Origin of the sequence: Nocardia sp. MH4 (genome assembly GCF_019266065.1) — a bacterium.
Lineage (GTDB): Bacteria > Actinomycetota > Actinomycetes > Mycobacteriales > Mycobacteriaceae > Nocardia > Nocardia canadensis.
In genome coordinates, this window is record NZ_LPNR01000111.1 from 112,328 (window position 1) to 130,202 (window position 17,875).

The 17,875-nt window shown below is 67.8% G+C and carries 18 protein-coding genes; 7 read left to right on the plus strand and 11 right to left on the minus strand.

Annotation, left to right across the window (positions count from 1 at the left end; translation table 11 throughout):
* Positions 1-32 precede the first annotated feature (32 nt).
* Both ATM97_RS21950 and ATM97_RS21955 read left to right on the plus strand, forming a co-directional pair.
* A complete protein-coding gene (locus ATM97_RS21950; protein ID WP_218719919.1) occupies positions 33-1,508 on the plus strand; it encodes a DHA2 family efflux MFS transporter permease subunit in 1,476 nt (491 codons plus the stop codon).
* A gap of 187 nt (positions 1,509-1,695) precedes the next feature.
* Complete coding sequence (locus tag ATM97_RS21955) at positions 1,696-2,406, plus strand: cutinase family protein (RefSeq protein ID WP_218719920.1); 711 nt, start codon at positions 1,696-1,698, stop codon at positions 2,404-2,406.
* A 48-nt stretch (positions 2,407-2,454) separates the two neighbouring features.
* Here the strand turns inward: ATM97_RS21955 and ATM97_RS21960 are convergent, their stop codons facing one another.
* Positions 2,455-4,068, minus strand: coding sequence for a molybdopterin-dependent oxidoreductase (locus tag ATM97_RS21960; protein WP_218719921.1), 1,614 nt, complete (start codon positions 4,066-4,068; stop codon positions 2,455-2,457).
* A gap of 121 nt (positions 4,069-4,189) precedes the next feature.
* Here ATM97_RS21960 and ATM97_RS21965 point away from each other — a divergent pair, with 121 nt between their 5' ends.
* Entirely contained in the window at positions 4,190-4,615 is a 426-nt protein-coding gene (locus tag ATM97_RS21965) for a hypothetical protein (RefSeq protein WP_218719922.1), read from the plus strand.
* 53 nt (positions 4,616-4,668) lie between these two features.
* Here the strand turns inward: ATM97_RS21965 and ATM97_RS21970 are convergent, their stop codons facing one another.
* From ATM97_RS21970 to ATM97_RS21985, 4 genes are all read right to left on the minus strand, one after another.
* A complete protein-coding gene (locus ATM97_RS21970; protein ID WP_218719923.1) occupies positions 4,669-6,462 on the minus strand; it encodes a long-chain fatty acid--CoA ligase in 1,794 nt (597 codons plus the stop codon).
* Positions 6,463-6,554: 92 nt separating this feature from the next.
* Entirely contained in the window at positions 6,555-7,508 is a 954-nt protein-coding gene (locus ATM97_RS21975; RefSeq protein WP_218719924.1) for an alpha/beta hydrolase, read from the minus strand.
* A 24-nt stretch (positions 7,509-7,532) separates the two neighbouring features.
* Entirely contained in the window at positions 7,533-8,366 is an 834-nt protein-coding gene (locus ATM97_RS21980; protein ID WP_218719925.1) for an SDR family oxidoreductase, read from the minus strand.
* The gene (locus ATM97_RS21985; RefSeq protein ID WP_218719926.1) at positions 8,363-9,904 is read right to left on the minus strand and encodes an NAD(P)/FAD-dependent oxidoreductase; all 1,542 of its coding nucleotides are present in this window, start codon (positions 9,902-9,904) and stop codon (positions 8,363-8,365) included. Before ATM97_RS21985 ends, ATM97_RS21980 begins: the two co-directional genes overlap by 4 nt.
* Positions 9,905-9,972: 68 nt before the next feature.
* Between ATM97_RS21985 and ATM97_RS21990 the strand changes: the two genes are divergently transcribed.
* Positions 9,973-10,608, plus strand: a complete 636-nt coding sequence (locus ATM97_RS21990) for a TetR/AcrR family transcriptional regulator (RefSeq protein WP_218719927.1) — start codon at positions 9,973-9,975, stop codon at positions 10,606-10,608.
* A 47-nt stretch (positions 10,609-10,655) separates the two neighbouring features.
* Here ATM97_RS21990 and ATM97_RS21995 read toward each other — a convergent pair whose 3' ends face one another.
* From ATM97_RS21995 to ATM97_RS22010, 4 genes are all read right to left on the minus strand, one after another.
* Positions 10,656-11,144, minus strand: coding sequence for a hypothetical protein (locus tag ATM97_RS21995; protein ID WP_218719928.1), 489 nt, complete (start codon positions 11,142-11,144; stop codon positions 10,656-10,658).
* A 38-nt stretch (positions 11,145-11,182) separates the two neighbouring features.
* Positions 11,183-11,863: a hypothetical protein gene (locus ATM97_RS22000; RefSeq protein WP_218719929.1), complete on the minus strand. Its 681-nt coding sequence runs from the start codon at positions 11,861-11,863 to the stop codon at positions 11,183-11,185.
* Between the two features lie 63 nt (positions 11,864-11,926).
* The gene (locus tag ATM97_RS22005) at positions 11,927-13,036 is read right to left on the minus strand and encodes a type VII secretion target (protein WP_218719930.1); all 1,110 of its coding nucleotides are present in this window, start codon (positions 13,034-13,036) and stop codon (positions 11,927-11,929) included.
* 148 nt (positions 13,037-13,184) lie between these two features.
* Positions 13,185-13,769, minus strand: coding sequence for a helix-turn-helix domain-containing protein (locus ATM97_RS22010; protein WP_218719931.1), 585 nt, complete (start codon positions 13,767-13,769; stop codon positions 13,185-13,187).
* 81 nt (positions 13,770-13,850) lie between these two features.
* Here ATM97_RS22010 and ATM97_RS22015 point away from each other — a divergent pair, with 81 nt between their 5' ends.
* Positions 13,851-14,828: an NAD(P)/FAD-dependent oxidoreductase gene (locus ATM97_RS22015; RefSeq protein WP_218719932.1), complete on the plus strand. Its 978-nt coding sequence runs from the start codon at positions 13,851-13,853 to the stop codon at positions 14,826-14,828.
* A 126-nt stretch (positions 14,829-14,954) separates the two neighbouring features.
* Positions 14,955-15,566, plus strand: coding sequence for a Uma2 family endonuclease (locus ATM97_RS22020; protein ID WP_218719933.1), 612 nt, complete (start codon positions 14,955-14,957; stop codon positions 15,564-15,566).
* Between the two features lie 186 nt (positions 15,567-15,752).
* On the opposite strand, the gene ATM97_RS22025 is transcribed toward ATM97_RS22020, so the two are convergent.
* On the minus strand, positions 15,753-16,118 hold the full coding sequence (locus ATM97_RS22025) for an ADP-ribosylation/crystallin J1 (protein WP_218719934.1): 366 nt from the start codon (positions 16,116-16,118) through the stop codon (positions 15,753-15,755).
* Between the two features lie 56 nt (positions 16,119-16,174).
* Positions 16,175-17,029, minus strand: coding sequence for a helix-turn-helix transcriptional regulator (locus ATM97_RS22030; protein ID WP_218719935.1), 855 nt, complete (start codon positions 17,027-17,029; stop codon positions 16,175-16,177).
* A 101-nt stretch (positions 17,030-17,130) separates the two neighbouring features.
* Here ATM97_RS22030 and ATM97_RS22035 point away from each other — a divergent pair, with 101 nt between their 5' ends.
* Positions 17,131-17,847 carry an SDR family NAD(P)-dependent oxidoreductase gene (locus ATM97_RS22035; RefSeq protein ID WP_218719936.1) on the plus strand — a complete coding sequence of 239 codons (717 nt, stop codon included), beginning with the start codon at positions 17,131-17,133 and terminating at the stop codon, positions 17,845-17,847.
* Positions 17,848-17,875: the final 28 nt, after the last annotated feature.

Below are 17,875 nucleotides of genomic sequence, written 5' to 3' on the forward strand. Positions count from 1 at the left end.
CCCGAGCTCATCTTCCGATAGGAACGAATTCGATGACCACCCAACGTAATCCGTGGCTAGCGCTGTTCGCGCTGGTGGTCGGGTTCTTCATGATCCTGCTGGACATGACGATCGTCGCGGTCGCCAACCCGGCGATCATGACGGACCTGAGCACCGATATCTCCAATGTCATCTGGGTGACCAGTGCCTACCTGCTCACCTACGCGGTGCCGCTGCTGGTCACCGGCCGCCTCGGTGACAAGTACGGTCCCAAGAACATCTACCTGATCGGCCTGGCGATCTTCACCGGCGCCTCGCTGTGGTGCGGCCTGTCCGGTTCCATCGGCATGCTGATCGCCGCGCGCGCCGCGCAGGGCATCGGCGCCGCGCTGATGACCCCGCAGACGATGGCCGTCATCACCCGCACCTTCGCACCGGACAAGCGCGGTGCCGCGATGGGCCTGTGGGGCGGCGTCGCCGGGCTCGCGACGCTGGTCGGGCCGATCCTGGGCGGCGTGCTCGTCGACAACCTGGGCTGGGAGTGGATCTTCTTCGTCAACGTCCCGGTCGGCATCATCGCGTTCGGTCTGGCCGTGTGGCTGGTGCCCGCGCTGCCGACCAGCGACCACCGGTTCGACGTCGTCGGCGTCGTGCTCAGCGGTATCGGCATGACGGCGCTGGTCTTCGGTATCCAGGAGGGCAACACGCAGGACTGGTCGCTGCGGATCTGGCTGCTGATCGGGTTCGGCGTGCTCATGCTGATCGCGTTCGTGATCAACCAGGCCCGTAACCGGGGCGAGCCGCTGGTGCCGATGAGCCTGTTCCGCGACCGCAACTTCTCGCTGTCGAACCTGGCCATCGCCGCGATGGGCGCCGCGGTCACCTCGATGATGGTGCCCTCGTACTTCTATCTGCAGGCGGTGCGCGAGATGTCGCCGACCGTCTCGGCGCTGGTGTTCGCGCCGATGGCGATCGTCACCGGATTCGCCGCGCCGTTCGTCGGCAAGTTCTCCGACCGGCTGCCGCCGCGACTGGTGCCGACGATCGGGTTCACCCTGTTCGCCGGGTCGACCTTCGCCTTCGCCGCGCTGATGACGCCGGATTCGCAGATCATCTGGTTCCTGCTCGCCGCGGCCGTCGCCGGTCTGGCCAATGCCTGCATCTGGGCGCCGTTGGCCTCCACGGCCACGCACAACCTTCCGGTCACCCAGGCCGGTGCGGGCGCCGGTGTCTACAACACCACCCGCCAGGTCGGCTCGGTGCTCGGTAGCGCCGCGATCAGCGCGTTGATCGCGGCTCGCCTGACCGCCAACGGTCTCGGCGGTGGCGGTCCGGTCGGCGAGGGCGCGGCCACCGGCCCGCTCCCGCCGCAGATCCTCGACGAGTTCAGCACTTCGCTGGCCCAGTCGATGCTGCTGCCCGCCGCCATCCTGATCATCGGTGTGATCGCCTCCGCGCTGTTCGTCAGCCACGGTGCGTCGGGGGCCGCCCCCAAGCCCGAGCTGGCGAAGGCCGACGCCGGCGCCTGAATCGTTCGACCGCTGCCCGTCTCGCCCCGCGCGAGACGGGCAGCACTCGTTTTCCACCGCGGCGCGGCGCGTCGACGGCCGACCCGGGCCGGTCAGCGCGCGGTCGGTGGCCGTGGCCGACTTCCGGCGGCGGCGCGCCGGTGACCAGGGGTGTTGGTGCGCCGCCAGGGTGGGTAGTCTGCCCGGAATGACAGCACGTTCTCTTTCGCGATTCGTGTCTGCAGCACTCCTGGCAGCCGCGATTCCGCTGGTAACGCCCATCCACTCCGCGTCCGCGGCGTCGTGTTCCGACATCGAGGTGGTCTTCGCTCGCGGCACCGCCGAGCCCGGTGGCGAGCTCGGGATCACCGGCGCGTCCTTCGTCGAAGCGATCCGCCTGAACTCCGGGGGCCGTTCGGTCGGCGCCTACGGGGTCGGCTACCCCGCGAGCAGCGACTTCGCCGACCGGCTCGCCTTCGCGCGCACCGTGGTGCGTGGCATCAACGACGCCCAGCGGCGGGTCGAGTACGTCGCCGCCAACTGCCCGGCCGCGCGGATCGTGCTCGGCGGGTACTCCCAGGGTGCGGCGGTGGCCGGGTTCGCCACCGGCACCGGGGTGCCCGAGGGTGTCCCGGCGGAGTACCGGTCCTACCTGCCCGCGCCGTTGGCGCCCGAGGTGGCCGAGCATGTCGCCGCGGTCGCGCTGTTCGGCAAACCGTCGGATCGGTTCCTGGCCGACGCGGGCGCGCCCGCCCTGGTGATCGGCGCGCCCTACACGGGCAAGACCATCGACCTGTGCATCGATGCGGACAACATCTGCGACGGGTCCCCGCTCGGCCAGCCCAATGCCCTGCACACCCTCTACAGCGTCAACGGAATGACCCTCACCGCGGCACAATTCGCGGCGCAGCGGTTCTAGGAACGGAGCGTAAAGGCCGGTCGCGCGGGCGCGACCGGCCTTTCGCTGTCAGGCGACCTGGAGCGTGAGGGTGGGATAGCCGGTCGCGCCGTCCGGGATGACGTCGCGCTGGACCGCGGTCTGCGGCGCCCCGGTGTCGTCGATGGCGCGGGCGCGGATGGTGTGCTGACCGGCGGTGGCGTCCCAGTCGTAGACCCACTGGCGCCAGGTGTCGATCGAGACCTCGGTCGAGAGCCGGGCGGGCCGCCAGTCGCCGTTGTCGATCTGCACCTCGACGCCGGTGATGCCGCGATGCTGCGCCCAGGCGACGCCGGCGATGGTGGTGCGGCCTTGCGGAATCCGGCCGCGGCCACGCGGGGTGTCGATCCTGGTGCCGGTCTTGATCGGGCCCCGGGCCGACCAGCCGCGCCGGGTCCAGTAGGCGCTGGCCTGGTCGAAGCGGGTCACCTCCAGTTCGGTGACCCACTTGGTGGCCGAGACGTAGCCGTAGAGGCCGGGCACCACCAGCCGCGCCGGATAGCCGTGCTGGATCGGCAGCGCAGCGCCGTTCATCCCGATCGCCAGCAGCGCGTCGCGGCCGTCGGTGAGCGCGGCCAGCGGACTGCCCGCCGTCCAGCCGTCCTTGCTGTGGGACAGCACCATGTCGGCGTCGGGCCGCGGGCCCGCCTCGGCGAGCAGTTCGTCGAGCCGGTAGCCGAGCCAGCGGGCATTGCCGATCAGATCGCCGTTGATCGGGTTGGACACGCAGGCCAGCGTCACCACGTATTCCACCGGGGTCCGGCGCGCGAGATCGTCCCAGGTGAGCACGATTTCGCGATCCACCATGCCGTGGATGCGCAGTGACCAGTCGGCGGTGGACACCTGGGGAACGATCAGCGCGGTATCGATGCGGTAGAACTCGTCGGCGGGGGTGAGATACGGCGTGAGGCCGGGAACTCGCAGGTCGGCGTCGGCGGGCAGCTCCGGCAACGGCGTTGCGGGACCGGGCAATTCGACGGTGGCCCGCTCCGCCGACACGTCACCGCGCGCACCACCGAGCAGTCGTCCCGCGAGTCCGGCCCCGAGCGCCAGCACGCCGGTCGCGGCGATCCCGCCGAGCACCCGCCGCCGCCCGGCGGACACCGCCGCGCGCGACTCGACGGCCCTGATCGCCGCCGGACCGGCCGTCGCGCCGGCGCCGACGACTGTCTCGCCCGCGGTGTCGGCTCCCGCCGCCTCGCCCGTCGATCCGGGCGGAGCCGACGCGTCATCGATGCGCCGGGTCAGCCCGCGCAACGCGAGAATTCCTGCCGCGGTGCCGATCAGGGCGGGTAGCGCGCCGCCGAACCCACCGACCCGGCCCGCCCCGATGACCGCGGCGATCAGGCCGAACACGGCGAACACGACCGATCCGACCGGCCGGGTGACCCGCTCGAACCAGCCCGCCAGACCGGCGACGAGGACCGCCACGATGCCCATGCATACGAACAGCACGGCCTTGTCGTTGCGGCCGAAACTCTGGATCGCCCACTCGCGGAGGCCGTCCGGGGTGTGATCGACGACGGTCGCCCCGAGCGCGTACGCGGGCGCGCTCCCTGTACCGGTGAACACCGCGACCAGCTCGGCCACGCCGAGGACCAGCGCGGCTGCCGCGATTCCGGCCACTACCCGCAACAACGCCATACCAGCGAGCCTACGTCGCGCGCGGCGACACCGACCTGTGGCGGCGGAACGGCTGCGGCGGCCACCCCTTGAAAACTACACTGTGTAGTAGAACTGAATCCGCCCTCGGCAGGAGGCTCCCATGCCCGAGACCACAGCCCCCGAGACCACCCTGCGCGCGGCCACCGCCGTGTTCGCCGTCGCGCTCCTCGTCCACGGCGCCGACCATCTACGCCGGGGGATGAACGTCACCTCCGCCCTGGTCAACGCGCTCGGGACGATCCAGCTCCTGTTCGCCCTGCTCGTCGTCTTCCTGGTGTTCCGGCGCCACGCCGCGGCGCCACTGGGCGCGGCGATCGTCGGGTTCGCCAGCGCGGCGGGCTTCTTCGTCGTGCACCTGCTGCCCGACTGGTTCGGCCCGCTCAGCGACAGTTTCGTCAACGCGCCCGTGCGGGCGAACGTCACCGGGTTCTCCTGGTTCGCCGCTCTGTTCGAGATCGGCGCCGATCTCGTCGTCGGTCTGGCCGGGCTGCGCGTCCTGCGGGAACGGGCCGCGGCCGTCGCCTGAAACGCCGGAAGGCCGGTTGCGCGAACGCAACCGGCCTTCCGGACAGGCGGGGACTACGAGTAGATCTTGTCGACCTCGCCCGCGTACTGCTTCATGACGACGGCGCGCTTGAGCGACATCTTCGGGGTGAGCTCGCCACCCTCCTGGGTCCAGTCGACCGGGAGGATGCGGATCTTCTTGATCGCCTCGGCCTTGGAGACCTTCTTGTTGGTCTCGGCGACCGCGGCCTCGACCTCGGCGACCAGCGTCGGGTTCTCGATCAGGGCCTCGATCGCGGTGTCGGCGGCGACGCCGTTGCGCTCCTTCCACCCCGGCAGTGCCTCCGGGTCGAGGGTGATGAGCGCGCCGATGAAGGGCTGGCCGTCACCGACGACCATGACCTGGCTGATCAGCGGGTGCGCGCGCAGGGAGTCCTCGAGCACGGCGGGGGAGACGTTCTTGCCGCCCGCGGTGACCAGGATTTCCTTCTTGCGGCCGGTGATGGTGATGAAGCCGTCGGCGTCGATGGCGCCCAGGTCGCCGGTCTTGAACCAGCCGTCCTCGAACGCTTCCTCGGTGGCCTCGGCGTTGCCCCAGTAGCCGTTGAACACGACCGAGCCCTTGAGCAGCAGCTCGCCGTCCTCGGCGATCTTGGCCGCGTGGCCCTGGATCGGGCGGCCCACCGAGCCGACCCGGATGTGCTGCGGGGTGTTCACGCTGAACGCGGCGGTGGATTCGGTCAGACCGTAGCCCTCGTAGATGGTGACGCCGACGCCACGGAAGAAGTGGCCGAGGCGCGCGCCCAGCGGCCCGCCACCGGACACCGCGGCCAGGCACTGGCCACCGAGCGCGGCACGCAGCTTGCTGTAGACCAGCTTGTCGAAGACGAAGTGCTTCAGCTTCAGCACCAGGTCGGGGCTGCCCTTTTCGAGCGCCTCGCTGTAGGCGATGGCGGTCTCGGCGGCGGCGTCGAAGATCTTGCCCTTGCCGCCGTCGTGCGCCTTCTGCTTGGCCGAGTTGTAGACCTTCTCGAACACGCGCGGCACGGAGAGGATGAAGTCCGGCTTGAACTCGCCGAACTGCTCGACCAGGGTCGTCCAGTCCGAGCTGTGGCGGATGGTCACCTTGGAATCGAAGGCGATCAGCGCGACCGCGCGGGCGAACACGTGCGCCAGCGGCAGGAACAGCAGGGTCTTCTGGCCCTCGGAGACGAAGGCGGACAGCTCGATGCCGCCCGACCGCGACTCCGCGTACAGGTTCGCGTGGGTCAGCTGGACGCCCTTGGGGCGACCGGTGGTGCCCGAGGTGTAGATCAGGGTGGCCGGGGAAGCCGCGCCGACCTGCTTGCGACGCTCGTGCACCACGGCGTCGTCGAGATCGGCGCCGCGCTCGGTCAGCGTGTCGACCGCGCCCTTGTCGATCTGCAGGGTCTCGGCCAGAGCGGGCAGCGAGCCGGCTTCGATCTCGTCGATCGTGGCGCGGTGCTTGTCGTTCTCGACGACCAGGAGCTTGGTCTCGGAGTCCTGCAGGATCCACTTGGCCTGCTCGGCGGCCGAGCTGTCGTAGATCGCGACGGTGACGCCACCGGCGGCCCAGATCGCGAAGTCCAGCAGGGTCCACTCATAGCGAGTGGCTGCCATGATGGCGACCCGGTCGCCCAGTTCGATGCCCGAGGCGATGAGGCCCTTGGCGACGCCGATAACGGCCTGCTCGAACTGCTTCGCCGTGACGTCGTTCCAGCCGCCGCTGCCGTTCGGGACGTTGAACAACACCGTGTTCGGCGTCTCCGCGGCGAAGCGGAAGACGTTGTCGGAATTGTTCGCATCGTCCGGGATGGTGTAGGAAGCCGGAACTTCGAACTCTCGCATCAGTGCCCTTCCAGTGGGTTCTACTCGCCAGTAATCTACGACACGTTCGGCCGGGCCGCGATATCGCCGTCCGAAAATCCTGTCACCAGGACTTATCGTAAATCGTCGATCGAAACTGGCTGAATTGCTTCTCGCAGGAACTCTGCGAGTTCGCTGAGCGCCAGCGCTGCCTCGGTGACCAGCGCGGCCTGCAGTTGCGCGACATGCCAGAGGCCGCGGGTTTCGGTGAAGCGGACGTGCACACCCGCGCCACGCAGGGCTGAGACGAGCTGAGTGCACTGGTCGTGCAGGAGTTCGCTCACGTCGACCTGCACGTAGGTGGGTGGCAGGCCGATCAGGTTTCCGGTGAGCGGGGCGTAGCCCGCGTCGGTGGCGGCGCCGTCGCCGAGGTAGAAGGCGGCGCACGCTTGCGACCACGCCCGGTTGATCACCAGGTCGCGGCTGCGGCTGGGCACCTGGGTCGGGTCGACCCAGGGCGCGATGAGGCCCAGCGCGGCGGGCGTCATCGCGTGTCGTTCGATCAGTCGCTGGGCCAGCGCCAGCGACAGACCACCGCCCGCCGAATCGCCGGCGAGGCAGATCTGCTCGGGCCGGTAGCCGACGTTGTCCACCAGGTCGAGGAACGCCGCCTCGGCGTCGTCGAGACCGGCGGGCAGCGGATGCTCCGGGGCCAGGCGGTAGTCCAGCGAGTACACCGCGCAGGAGGTCTCCCTGGCCAGCCGCGCGACCAGCGAACGGTGGGTGGCCAGCGAACCGACGACGTAGCCGCCGCCGTGCAGGTACAGGATCGCGCCCGCGGCGCGCTCCGGCGGGACCGCCCGGGTACGCGAACCCGGGATGGCGGTCTCGGCGATGACCCGCTCGGCCGGGCGGCCGCCCAGCTGCAGATGCTGCACGACGGAACCGTCGGGCATCAGCTGCAGCCGGGAGACCACGTCGAGCAGGGCGCGTTGCACCGCGACCGGCAGCCGTGCGTTGAGCGTCACCCGGAACACCGGGTCGAGTACGGCACGGGCGATCGGCAGCGGAATCGTGAACTCGCGCATGGTTTTCCTACGGGGCTAGTCGCGTCAGTGCGGCATGAAGCGGCCGTTGACCACGGCCGAGATCCGGTTGTACCCCGAAGCGAGGAAGCGCACGCTCACATCGAGCACCTTGGCCTCCCAGCCGATCAGCACGCGCGCGTGCCCCTTGCGCACACCCTCGGTGATGGTCTGCGCGGCCATCTCCGGGCTGTGGATCGCCAGGTACTTGTCGAACAGCGAGGCGGTGTTGGCCCCGTCGATGCCCTCGGCGTAGGTGGCGTTGCGGGCCACCGCGGTCTTGATGCCGCCGGGGTGCACGCAGGTGACCTTGACCGGCGCCTTGGCGATCTTCATCTCCTGGTACAGCGCCTCGGTGAAGCCGCGCACCGCGAACTTGGCCGAGTTGTAGGCCGCCTGGCCGGGCACGGTGACCAGGCCGAACAGGCTCGACACGTTGACGACGTGGCCGTCGCCGGACTCGATCAGCATCGGCAGGAACGCCTTGGTGCCGTTGACGACGCCCCAGAAATCGACGTCCATGATGCGTTCGATGTCTTTGAAGTCGGTCTTGACGACGTCACCGTGGTAGGCGATGCCGGCGTTGTTGTAGATCTGGTGCACGACGCCGAAGTGCGCCTTCACCGAGTCGGCGTAGAGCAGGAACGCCTCGCGCTCGGCGACGTTGAGCCGGTCGGCCTTGACCTGCGCGCCCAGTCCCTCGACGATGCGCACGGTCTCGGCCAGGCCCTCGGCGTCGATATCGGACAGCGCCAGCTTGGCGCCACGGCGAGCCAGGTTCTCGGCGAGCGCGCGGCCGATGCCGGAGCCGGCGCCCGTGATCACACAGACCTTGTTCGTGAAGTAAGCATCTTTGCTCACTGTGCTGCCACCACTTTCAGTTCGGTGTCGGAGTCGGTCGAAGAAGTCGTGTCGTAGGCAGCGACATCGAAATTCTTGGTCAGCCTACGGAACTGGAAGGTGAAATCGGGCCACAGTGTGGTGTTGTTGCCGTGCTTGTCCAGGTACCAGCTGGCGCAGCCGCCGTTCATCCAGACGCTGTCGGCCATCTTCGCCTGCAGTTCGGTGTTGTACGCGCGCACGGCCTCCGGGCGGACCTCGACGGTGCGCAGGTTCTGCTTGTCGATGGTGGCCAGGGCGTCGGCGACATAGTTGATCTGCGACTCGATCATGAACACCATCGAGGTGTGGCCGAGGCCGACGTTCGGGCCGAGCAGGAAGAACATGTTGGGGAAGTTCTCGATGGTCGAGCCCTTGTAGCCGCGCTGGCCGACCTCGTCGAACTGCTCGGACAGGGTCTGTCCGGTGCGACCGGTGATGGTCTCGAAGGCCGGGGAGTCGGTGACGTGGAAGCCGGTGGCCACGATCAGCGCGTCGATCTCGCGCTCGGTGCCGTCCTTGGTGACGATCGAGCCGGCCTTGACCTCGGCGATGCCCTCGGTGATCACCTCGACGTTGTCGCGGTCGATCGCCGGGTAGTACTCGTTGGAGATCAACATGCGCTTGCAGCCGATGCGGTAGTTCGGGGTGACCTTGGCGCGCTTGATCGGGTCGCGGACCTCGGCCAGCAGCTTGCCGCGAGAGATGGTCTCGAAGATCTTCATCAGCGCGGGGTACTTGGCCAGGCCGACGACCTGGGTCTCGCGGGCGGCGTAGATGGCCGCGCGGGACAGGCGCTGCACGCCCGGAATGTACTTGAACGCCAGGCGTTCCGGCAGGAAGTACGGGCGGTCCATGCGCGGCAGCAGCCACGGCGCGGTGCGCTGGTAGAGGTCGAGGTGGGCGACCTTGCCCGCGATGGCGGGCACGATCTGGATGGCCGAGGCGCCGGTGCCGATCACCGCGACGCGCTTGCCCGCGAGCTCGACGCTGTGGTCCCAGCGGGCCGAGTGGAAGATCTCGCCCTCGAACTCGTTGATGCCCTTGATGTCGGGCAGCGACGGCTCACACAGGGCGCCGACCGCGGAGACCACGGTGTCGGCGGTGAAGTCGCCCTTGCTGGTGGTGATGTCCCAGCGGGCGGTCTCGGCGTTCCAGCGCATGCCCAGCACATCGCAGTCGAACAGGTGCTTGTCCAGCACATTGTTCTGCTCGGCGACCTTGCGGATGTAGGCCTGGATCTCGCCCTGCTTGGAGAACGAGCGCGACCAGTCCGGGTTCAGCGCGAACGAGTAGGAGTACAGGTGCGACGGCACGTCGCACGCGGCGCCGGGGTAGGTGTTGTCCCGCCAGGTGCCGCCGACATCGCTGCCGCGCTCCAGGACGAGGAAATCCTCGCGGCCTTGCTGGCGCAGCCGGATGGCCATTCCGAGGCCCGCGAACCCACTGCCGACGATGATCGTCTTGACGTGGCGGGCGGCACGGTCGGCGACAACTTTGTCTGTAACCTTGCGACTCATGTAATGCAGACTACGTTCTTATTGAGCCGGAGTCAACAGCTATTGAACCAGGTTCAGTAGTGGCTAGGATGGACGACGTGAGTATCAGGAGTTCCGGCGAGACCAAGCGTGTCCGGCTCAGCCCCGAGGAGCGGCGGCTGCAGCTGATCACCCTGGGCGCCGAGATGCTGGCCGAGCGATCGCTCGAGGACATCTCGGTCGACGACATCGCCAAGCAGGCCGGCATCTCGCGGGGGTTGCTGTTCCACTACTTCGCCTCCAAGCAGGAGTTCCACGAGGCGATCGCCCGGCACGTGAGCGCCGAGTTCTTCGCGGCCGTCACCCCCAATCGCGAGCTGTCGCTGTTCGACATGCTGCGCGACTCGATCGAGCGGTTCGTCGACTACGCCACCGAGCACTCCGCGTCCTACCGCTCCGTGCTGCGCGGGCCCGCCAGCATCACCCCCGACCTCCTCGACTACGTCAACGAAACCCGCGGCGCCATCGCCGATCTCATCGTCAGCGAGCTTCCCCTACCCCCCGACGACCCCGACCTCGCCCGCCTCACCCTCGCCATCCGCGGCTGGATCGCCTTCGTCGAGGAAACCATCCTCACCTGGATGACCGAAAAGCCCATCACTCGAGAACAATTGGTTGACCTACTCGTCGAATCCCTCCCCGCCCTGGCCTTGAGTCCAGCCCTCATCGCCGCGCTGCAGGGCTGAGTCTGCCGTTCGGTGCTGACTGACACGCGCGGTCCCGCGACTGGATTCTATTGGCCGCGGAACTCGAGATGGACTATGTGCACGTTGGCGGTGCGCTCGTCGATGACGACAGCGCGGATCATCGAGTCGCCTTCCTTCGACACGAACATATCCTGGGCTTCCTTCGCGTGAGGCGAAGTCGAAAGCGGTGGTCCGGCAATTATTTCACGGTTGGCAGCCGAGACGCCTTCCGTGAATGGCTTGGAAAATTTCGACTCGTTCAACATCCAGGTCAGGTCGGCGGGGGAGACTTCCACGGCCAGTTTGAAATTCGGATCGCGGTGGTAGTCGTCTCTGGCTAGCAGCACTTTCGCGCCCGACGGTAGCTGCCAGTCGCCGAATTCGAGGGCAGCCTGAGTCAAGGCGGGGCCCTGCAGGGGGTGCGACTCGTCGTTCGCTGTGCTGTGCCCAAGCGAGGTGCAACCGGTTCCGGCAACGACTCCCACGACGGCAGTGGTGAGGAAGAAAACTTGGACCGTTCTCTTGTGAAATGTCATTCCAACTTCTCCGTTGGGCTGGCTACAATCTTGCGGAACTATCTGTTGGGTGGAAGGTTGATGTCCCCTTCTTGGGGGAGGTCGCCCTCGAACTTGTATATCCAGGATGATCCGAACTGATTGAACTCCTTGGCCAGACCAGCTGTGTGGAGTGAGCCGAGCTGCGCATCGGTGACTTTGACTCCCTGAATTACGGTGCTCTTGGTTCCGTCCCAATTGTACCGGTCGAACATGTGAACGACATATTCCATTAGAATGTGAGGTTGAGCGCCACTCGACGGCGTGATTGTGACTACTCCGGTCACGGATATCTCGACTGCGGCCATGCCGAGAAACCAGTCCTCGCACTCTTCCTGTGAGATTGCGAAGTCCGCCCAATCTACAAAAAGCTCAATGGGCTTGTTATGGTTAGTCGGATCTTTGGAAAGTGTCACGATCTTATCTGTGATGAGGAAGTCTATGTATTTCTTTACACTGGGAACGTCCTTCATGACTTCGGTTGGGTCGATCCACATGTCATCGCCGGAGTTGCCGAGGTAGTGGCGCATTCCGCGGGCTGCATTGTGTAGTCCGGCGAAATCGGCGACTAGCTGTGCGTCCCACGCGAACCGGAAGTACATGAGGTCGTCGAACCGGCTGAGGATTCGTTGTGAGCCGTGTGCTCCGGCTCCAGGGTCGGTTGTCGGGTGTGGCGGCATCGGTGCGATCTGTGGTGTCATCGTAGTCCTCCCCCGTGAGCTAGCGCTGCTTATCGAGCCGTGTGATCGTCCCAGTCGGCAATCTCAGGTGCGATTGTCGACACCCTCCTCCCACCACACCGTGTTCCCGATGCCAAACCTCCGCGAACCCGGATCTGCCTCGACCTTGTCCGGAATTTCGAAGTCGCTGGCGCTAAAGACCGGGGCGGCGCGTCCGGGTGAATAGTCCAAGGCTGTCGTCAGCTTTTCGATGACAACGGTGATCGCATTCTTTCGAGTATCGGCGGCCGCCTTCAACTCATCTGCGGCAGCGGTAACCTGGGACTTCAGATCAGCGGGCATCGGGTTTTTCACCTGACCGGCCCAGGCACCGAGTGGGAATGACGCTTCTTGGTAGGTGATGCTGTTCAATATTCTGCTGGTGAGATCCGTCGCCTGGTTGTAGACGAGACGTTCGAGGCACATGCCCCCGTTCTCGACGATCTTCGCCGTGGTTTCCAAGTCGGTGCTGCGCACACTCATCGTATTCCCGAGGGTCCCGGATGTCGTGGTGAACGACTGAGCGGCTTCACCGGACCACTCCGAGGCCAGCCATGTGGACCCGTTCGTGACATTCTGGGCGGCGACATAGTCGTTGGTGCCGAGCATGGCGATTCGTCTCCCGATGGTCTCGACTGATTCCCAATCCGCTAGCAGGGGGGTGAGGTATTCCTCGGTCGGTTTGATGCCTATCGCGACGCTCAGCGGCTCGTCGTACGGAGACAGCTGTGAGATGGTCGATGTCAGAAGCTGTTTCAAGGTGTACTGATCCTCGCCGACGTCCGGGAGGCTAGGTAGCTGGACTCCGCCGAACCGGGTGGCACCAGTAGTGTTGGATTCTCCTCCGGCGGAGTCTGTTGTCGCGGCGAGGTCGGCCGCGGTTCCGTCATCCGTAGTCCGGTACGAGGTCGCCGCGGTGGACAGGTTCGAGCCGAGCGTGCCCATTGCGGTGGTGTCCGATTGCAGGGCTGCGGAATGCGCGGCCCGGAAATTTTCCAGCGGCGTCGCGAGGTCTGCGATGAGTCCCGACGCACCTGCTGGCAACGCGATCGCAGCGTTGAATCGGGCGGCGTTCGATGATGCGTTCGCCGCGATGTCCTGCAGGTCGAGCTTGAATCCCTGGAGTCGGGATACGTCAACCGCCAAGTCGTTCACAGTGCCTCCGAGGCGTCTCGGCCGGCACGGTGCCACGTGTAACCACCGGTCGCCGGACCGTAGAGGCGAGATTGAATTGTGTTGTATCGCAATGACACCGGCCCACCCCCATGGATCTTCTCGGGGGGATACTAACCGACGTTCGGGGTCAGTCGGAGGTCTTGGGGCGGGCGCGGAAGTGGGCTCGTTCGCCTTGTTTGCCGAAGAGGCTGAGGAATTCGACGGGGTGGTCGTCGGCGGCGCCGAACCAGTGCGGGATGTGGGTGTCGAATTCGGCGGCTTCGCCGGGGGTGAGGACGATGTCGTTGTCGCCGAGAATCAGGCGCAGGCGGCCGTTGAGGACATAGAGCCATTCGTAGCCCTCGTGGACCTGGGGCTCCTCGGGTCGGTTGCGGGCGTTGGGGGCGATGATCATCTTGAAGGCCTGGATGCCGCCCGCCCGCTTGGTCAGCGGGAGCATCGTCATGCCGTGGCGGGTGACCGGGCGCAGGTGGATGCGCGGGTCGCCGGTGGGCGGGGCGTCGACGAGTTCGTCGAGGGTGACGCCGTGGGCTTTGGCCAGGGGGAGCAGGAGTTCGAGGGTGGGTTTGCGGTCGCCCGACTCGAGGCGCGACAGGGTGCTCACCGAGATGCCGGTTTCCGCCGAGAGGTCGGCGAGGGTGGTCCGGCGCCGTTTGCGCAGGTCGCGCAGGCGGGGGCCGACCGAGTCGAGGGTCTGTTCGAGGTCGTCCATGCTGTCCAGTTTGCCACGACGGCAAATTTCTTTGCCAGGACGCGGGCGCGGACGGCACGGTGGTCGGCGAAGGAGGTCGAGATGACAGAGTTGAACGACACCTATGACGTGGTGGTGATCGGTGGTGGTGCCGCCGGGCTGAACGGGGCGCTGATGCTGGCCAGGTCCCGGCGATCCGTCGTCGTGATCGACGCGGGGTCGCCCCGCAACGCGCCGGCCGACGGGGTGCACGGATTGCTGGCCCGAGACGGAATGCCGCCGGCCGAGTTGCTCGAACTCGGGCGCGCGGAGGTGCGGGGGTACGGCGGGCAGGTGGTTTCGGGTGCGGTCGCCTCGGTCGAGCGGGTCGACGGTGCCGCGCCGGACGGGTTCCGGGTGTTTCTCGACGACGGGCGCACGGTGCTCGCGCGCCGCGTCCTGGTCGCCACCGGCCTCGCCGACGAGCTCCCCGATGTGCCCGGCCTGCGGGAACAGTGGGGCCACGGTGTCCTGCACTGTCCCTACTGCCACGGCTGGGAGGTGCGCGACCAGCGGATCGCCATCCTCGCGGGCGGACCGATGTCGGTGCACCAGGCGCTGCTGTTCAGCCAGCTGAGCGATGACATCGTCTTCCTGACCCACACCGGTGCCGCGTTGAGCGACGAAGACGCGGAAAAGCTTGCCGCGCGCGGCATCCGGATCCTCGACGGCGAGGTCACCGAGGTGCTGTCGGGTGCGGGCACGCTCACCGGCGTCCGCCTGGCCGACGGGAGCGTGCTCGACCGCGACGCCCTCGTCGTCGGCCCGCGCATGAACACTCGCGCCACTTTCCTCGCCGACCTGGGTCTGGTCGCACAGCCGCACCCGTCCGGCGCGGGCGACCACATCCCCGCCGACCCCGTCGGCCGCACCGAAGTCCCGGGTGTCTGGATCGCGGGCAATGCCACCGACCCGTCCGCCCAGGTCGGTGCGGCCGCGGCGGCCGGGGCCATGGCCGGTGCGCAGATCAACGCCGAGCTGGTGATGGCGGACACCGCCACCGCCGTGGCCGAACTCCGCACCCGCACAGCGGCCGTCTGACGGAAAGGCCCTCGGCACCCCGGCGCCGAGGGCGTCCGCGCCGCCTGTCCGCGCCGGTGGGCGGCCGGAGTGCACCGTGCCATACTGGCCAGGTCAGACGATCGCCGTGCGACGAGCGAGGAACCGATGACCGCGGATCCGATGCCACCGGGGGACAGGGCCCCGTTGAGCTGGCCGGTGCCGCCACCGGGAGGATATTTCGCCGAAGACCTGGATCATCTGAGTGATCTGCCGCCGCATACTCAGCTGATCGACGGGAGCTTGGTCTTCGTGAGTCCGCAGATGAGGTTCCATCTGTTCGTTGTCACGTTCCTGCACCTCCAACTGATGCGTCAGGCGCCCGAAGGACTCGAAGTCGCCCGCGAGATGACAGTGACGCTCGGGCCACGTCAACGGCCCGAACCCGATGTGATGGTCGTGGACACGGCAGGTGTCGACGGTCTGGACCAGACCACATACCGACCCGAAGATGTCCTCCTGGTGGTCGAAGTCATGTCCCCGGATTCGGTCGAGCGCGACCGATACCGTAAACCGCAGCTCTACGCCGAGGCCGGGATTCCTGCCTTCTGGCGGGTGGAGAACGTCAACGGACGAGCGGTCGTGTACGTCTACGAACTCGACCCCGCCACGCGCCGGTATTCGACCGCCGGTATCCACCACGACCGCCTGCGTCTGTCCGTGCCCTTCGAGATCGATCTGGATCTCACGCGCGCGACAGATCCGAAGGGCTCGGTCTGAGAGCTCGCCCCGCGAAGACCGTGGTGGTCAGCGCGCGGGCGGCATCGATCTCCGCGTGCAGGACGGTGCGCGCGTGCTCGGCCGTGATCTGGCCGAGAGTGGCATGCGGGGCTAGCCCGTCGACGAGTGTCGACGGCGATCCGGGCGGCGGCTCCGAGTGAGCGGACCGGAGCCGCCTGACGATCGTCAGCCGGGGAGTGGCGCGTCGTCCGGGAAGCGGCGGACCACCTCGATGGGGCCGACGATATTGCGGTTGAAGTCGGTGAGATCCTCGGCCGGGATCCAGTATTCGAGGATGTCGCGGCCGCCCGCCTGTCGCACCTCGTAGGCGTCGAGGTACTCGGTGCGGACGGCGAAGCGCGTCACGTAGCCGGCGCCGGAGGCCGGGACGTTCCAGTCGCGGGCGATCAGGACGGCGTAGGACTCGGTGCAGACCGGGTAGAAGATCGGCTGGTCGGGCAGGCGCGGCGGCCAGGCCGACCACCCGGACGCGGCGACCAGGGCCAGCTCTTCGGGTCCCGTCGGCCGCCACAGGGTCGTCGTCGTGCGCATCGTTCCTCCTTGCCGAGGAACGCACGGTAGCCCGGCGGCGGTGCCGCGGCCACCGGTTATTCGGGCGGTGGTGTCGCGAAGGTTTCCAGGCCGGTGACGCGGAGCAGGTCCAGGGCGGTCGCGGTGGGGGTGTGCGGGGGAGCCGAGTAGATGATGACGGTCTGGTCGGTGTCGGGGACGTGCATGGCGTCGCAGTCCAGGCTGAGGGTGCCCAGCTGCGGATGGGCGATGGTCTTGGTCAGGCTGTGCATGACGCTGGAGCGGCCCGCCTGCCAGTGCTCCTCGAATTCCGCGCTGCCGGTGCGGAGTTCGGTGAGCAGCCGGGTCAGGTCCGGGTCGTCGGGGTAGGCGGCCTTGACCGCGCGCAGGCAGCCGACGCAGGCGGCGGCATTGCTGTCGGCCTCCTCCGGCGTCATCACGACGCGACCCATCCCGGTGCCGAGGAAGCGCTGCCACATGATGTTGCGCCGGGCGGGCGGGATCGCGGAGAAGTCGCCGAGCAGGGCCGCCGCCAGCGGATTCCAGGCGAGGATGTCGGATTTGGCCGAGAGCACCAGCACCGGCAGATCCGACAGGCGATCCAGCAGCCGCAGCACACTGGGCCGGATGGCCATCGGCACCCGGCCCGCCTGCGGCGGTTCGGACCCGGCGAGCCGGTAGACCAGATCGCGGTCGACATCGGTGAGCCGCAGCGCCCTGGTGAGCGCGCCGAGCACCTGATCGGAGGGTTTGGGCCCGCGCCCCTGCTCCAACCGGACGATGTAGTCGACGCTGACACCGGCCAGACTCGCCACTTCCTCGCGTCGCAGCCCCGGCACCTGCCTGCGCGGTCCGCTCGGCAGGCCCGCGTCGGCGGGGCCGAGCCGGGACCGCGCCGTGCGCAGCACCGTCGCCAATTCCGCTCTGTCCACGTCTTCCATGGTGCCGCAGGTCCCGGCCGCCGGGGTGGTACCGCGAGTCCTATGCCTCGCCGGCACTGGAGGCCACACCGCGCGGGGCGGAATCTGAAGCCATGACGACAACGATCGCCCTGGTCACCGGGGCCAACAAGGGACTGGGCCGGGAAACGGTCCGCAGACTGGCCGGTTCGGGCTGGCAGGTCTTTCTCGCCGCCCGCGACCGCACGCGGGGCGCGGCGACGGCGGCCGAATTCGCCGAGGCCGGACTCGACGTCCGGTTCGTCGCGCTGGACGTGACCTCCGACGAGTCCGTCGCCGCGGCCGCCGACGCGGTGCAGGTCGCGGCGGGCCGCCTCGACGTGCTGATCAACAACGCGGCGATCGGCGGCCCGCGCACCACGCCGGGGGACACGAAGCCCGAGGAGCTGCGGGAGGTGTTCGAGACCAATGTCTTCGGCCCGATCCGGGTGACCAACGCGTTCCTGCCGCTGCTGCGCCTGTCCACCCATCCACGGATCGTGATGGTCTCCAGCGGCATCGGCTCGATCGCTACCGTCACCGACCCGAAATGGGCGGGCCTGCTGCCGCCGGCCCTCGGCTATCCGAGCACCAAGGCGGCGCTGAACATGCTCACCGTCATGTACGCGAGCGAACTCGACAGGATGAAGGTCAACGCGGTCGATCCCGGATACACCGCGACCGACCTCAACGGGCACAGTGGTTTCCAGACCGTCACCGAGGGCACCGATGCCATCGTGGCCATGGCGACCGTCGACCGGGACGGCCCGAGCGGCGGTTTCTTCGACCGGACGGGCGCCACGTCGTGGTGAGAGCGGGCGCCCTGCTCGCGGCGCTGGT

Coding starts and splice junctions, on each gene's coding strand:
- ATM97_RS21990 (WP_218719927.1), top strand. CDS start 9,973: ATGGACGACGTGAGTATCAGGAGTTCCGGCGAGACCAAGCGTGTCCGG.
- ATM97_RS21985 (WP_218719926.1), bottom strand. CDS start 9,904: ATGAGTCGCAAGGTTACAGACAAAGTTGTCGCCGACCGTGCCGCCCGC.
- ATM97_RS21960 (WP_218719921.1), bottom strand. CDS start 4,068: ATGGCGTTGTTGCGGGTAGTGGCCGGAATCGCGGCAGCCGCGCTGGTC.
- ATM97_RS22010 (WP_218719931.1), bottom strand. CDS start 13,769: ATGGACGACCTCGAACAGACCCTCGACTCGGTCGGCCCCCGCCTGCGC.
- ATM97_RS22015 (WP_218719932.1), top strand. CDS start 13,851: ATGACAGAGTTGAACGACACCTATGACGTGGTGGTGATCGGTGGTGGT.
- ATM97_RS22025 (WP_218719934.1), bottom strand. CDS start 16,118: ATGCGCACGACGACGACCCTGTGGCGGCCGACGGGACCCGAAGAGCTG.
- ATM97_RS21970 (WP_218719923.1), bottom strand. CDS start 6,462: ATGCGAGAGTTCGAAGTTCCGGCTTCCTACACCATCCCGGACGATGCG.
- ATM97_RS22035 (WP_218719936.1), top strand. CDS start 17,131: ATGACGACAACGATCGCCCTGGTCACCGGGGCCAACAAGGGACTGGGC.
- ATM97_RS21975 (WP_218719924.1), bottom strand. CDS start 7,508: ATGCGCGAGTTCACGATTCCGCTGCCGATCGCCCGTGCCGTACTCGAC.
- ATM97_RS21955 (WP_218719920.1), top strand. CDS start 1,696: ATGACAGCACGTTCTCTTTCGCGATTCGTGTCTGCAGCACTCCTGGCA.
- ATM97_RS22000 (WP_218719929.1), bottom strand. CDS start 11,863: ATGACACCACAGATCGCACCGATGCCGCCACACCCGACAACCGACCCT.
- ATM97_RS21995 (WP_218719928.1), bottom strand. CDS start 11,144: ATGACATTTCACAAGAGAACGGTCCAAGTTTTCTTCCTCACCACTGCC.
- ATM97_RS21950 (WP_218719919.1), top strand. CDS start 33: ATGACCACCCAACGTAATCCGTGGCTAGCGCTGTTCGCGCTGGTGGTC.
- ATM97_RS22020 (WP_218719933.1), top strand. CDS start 14,955: ATGACCGCGGATCCGATGCCACCGGGGGACAGGGCCCCGTTGAGCTGG.
- ATM97_RS21965 (WP_218719922.1), top strand. CDS start 4,190: ATGCCCGAGACCACAGCCCCCGAGACCACCCTGCGCGCGGCCACCGCC.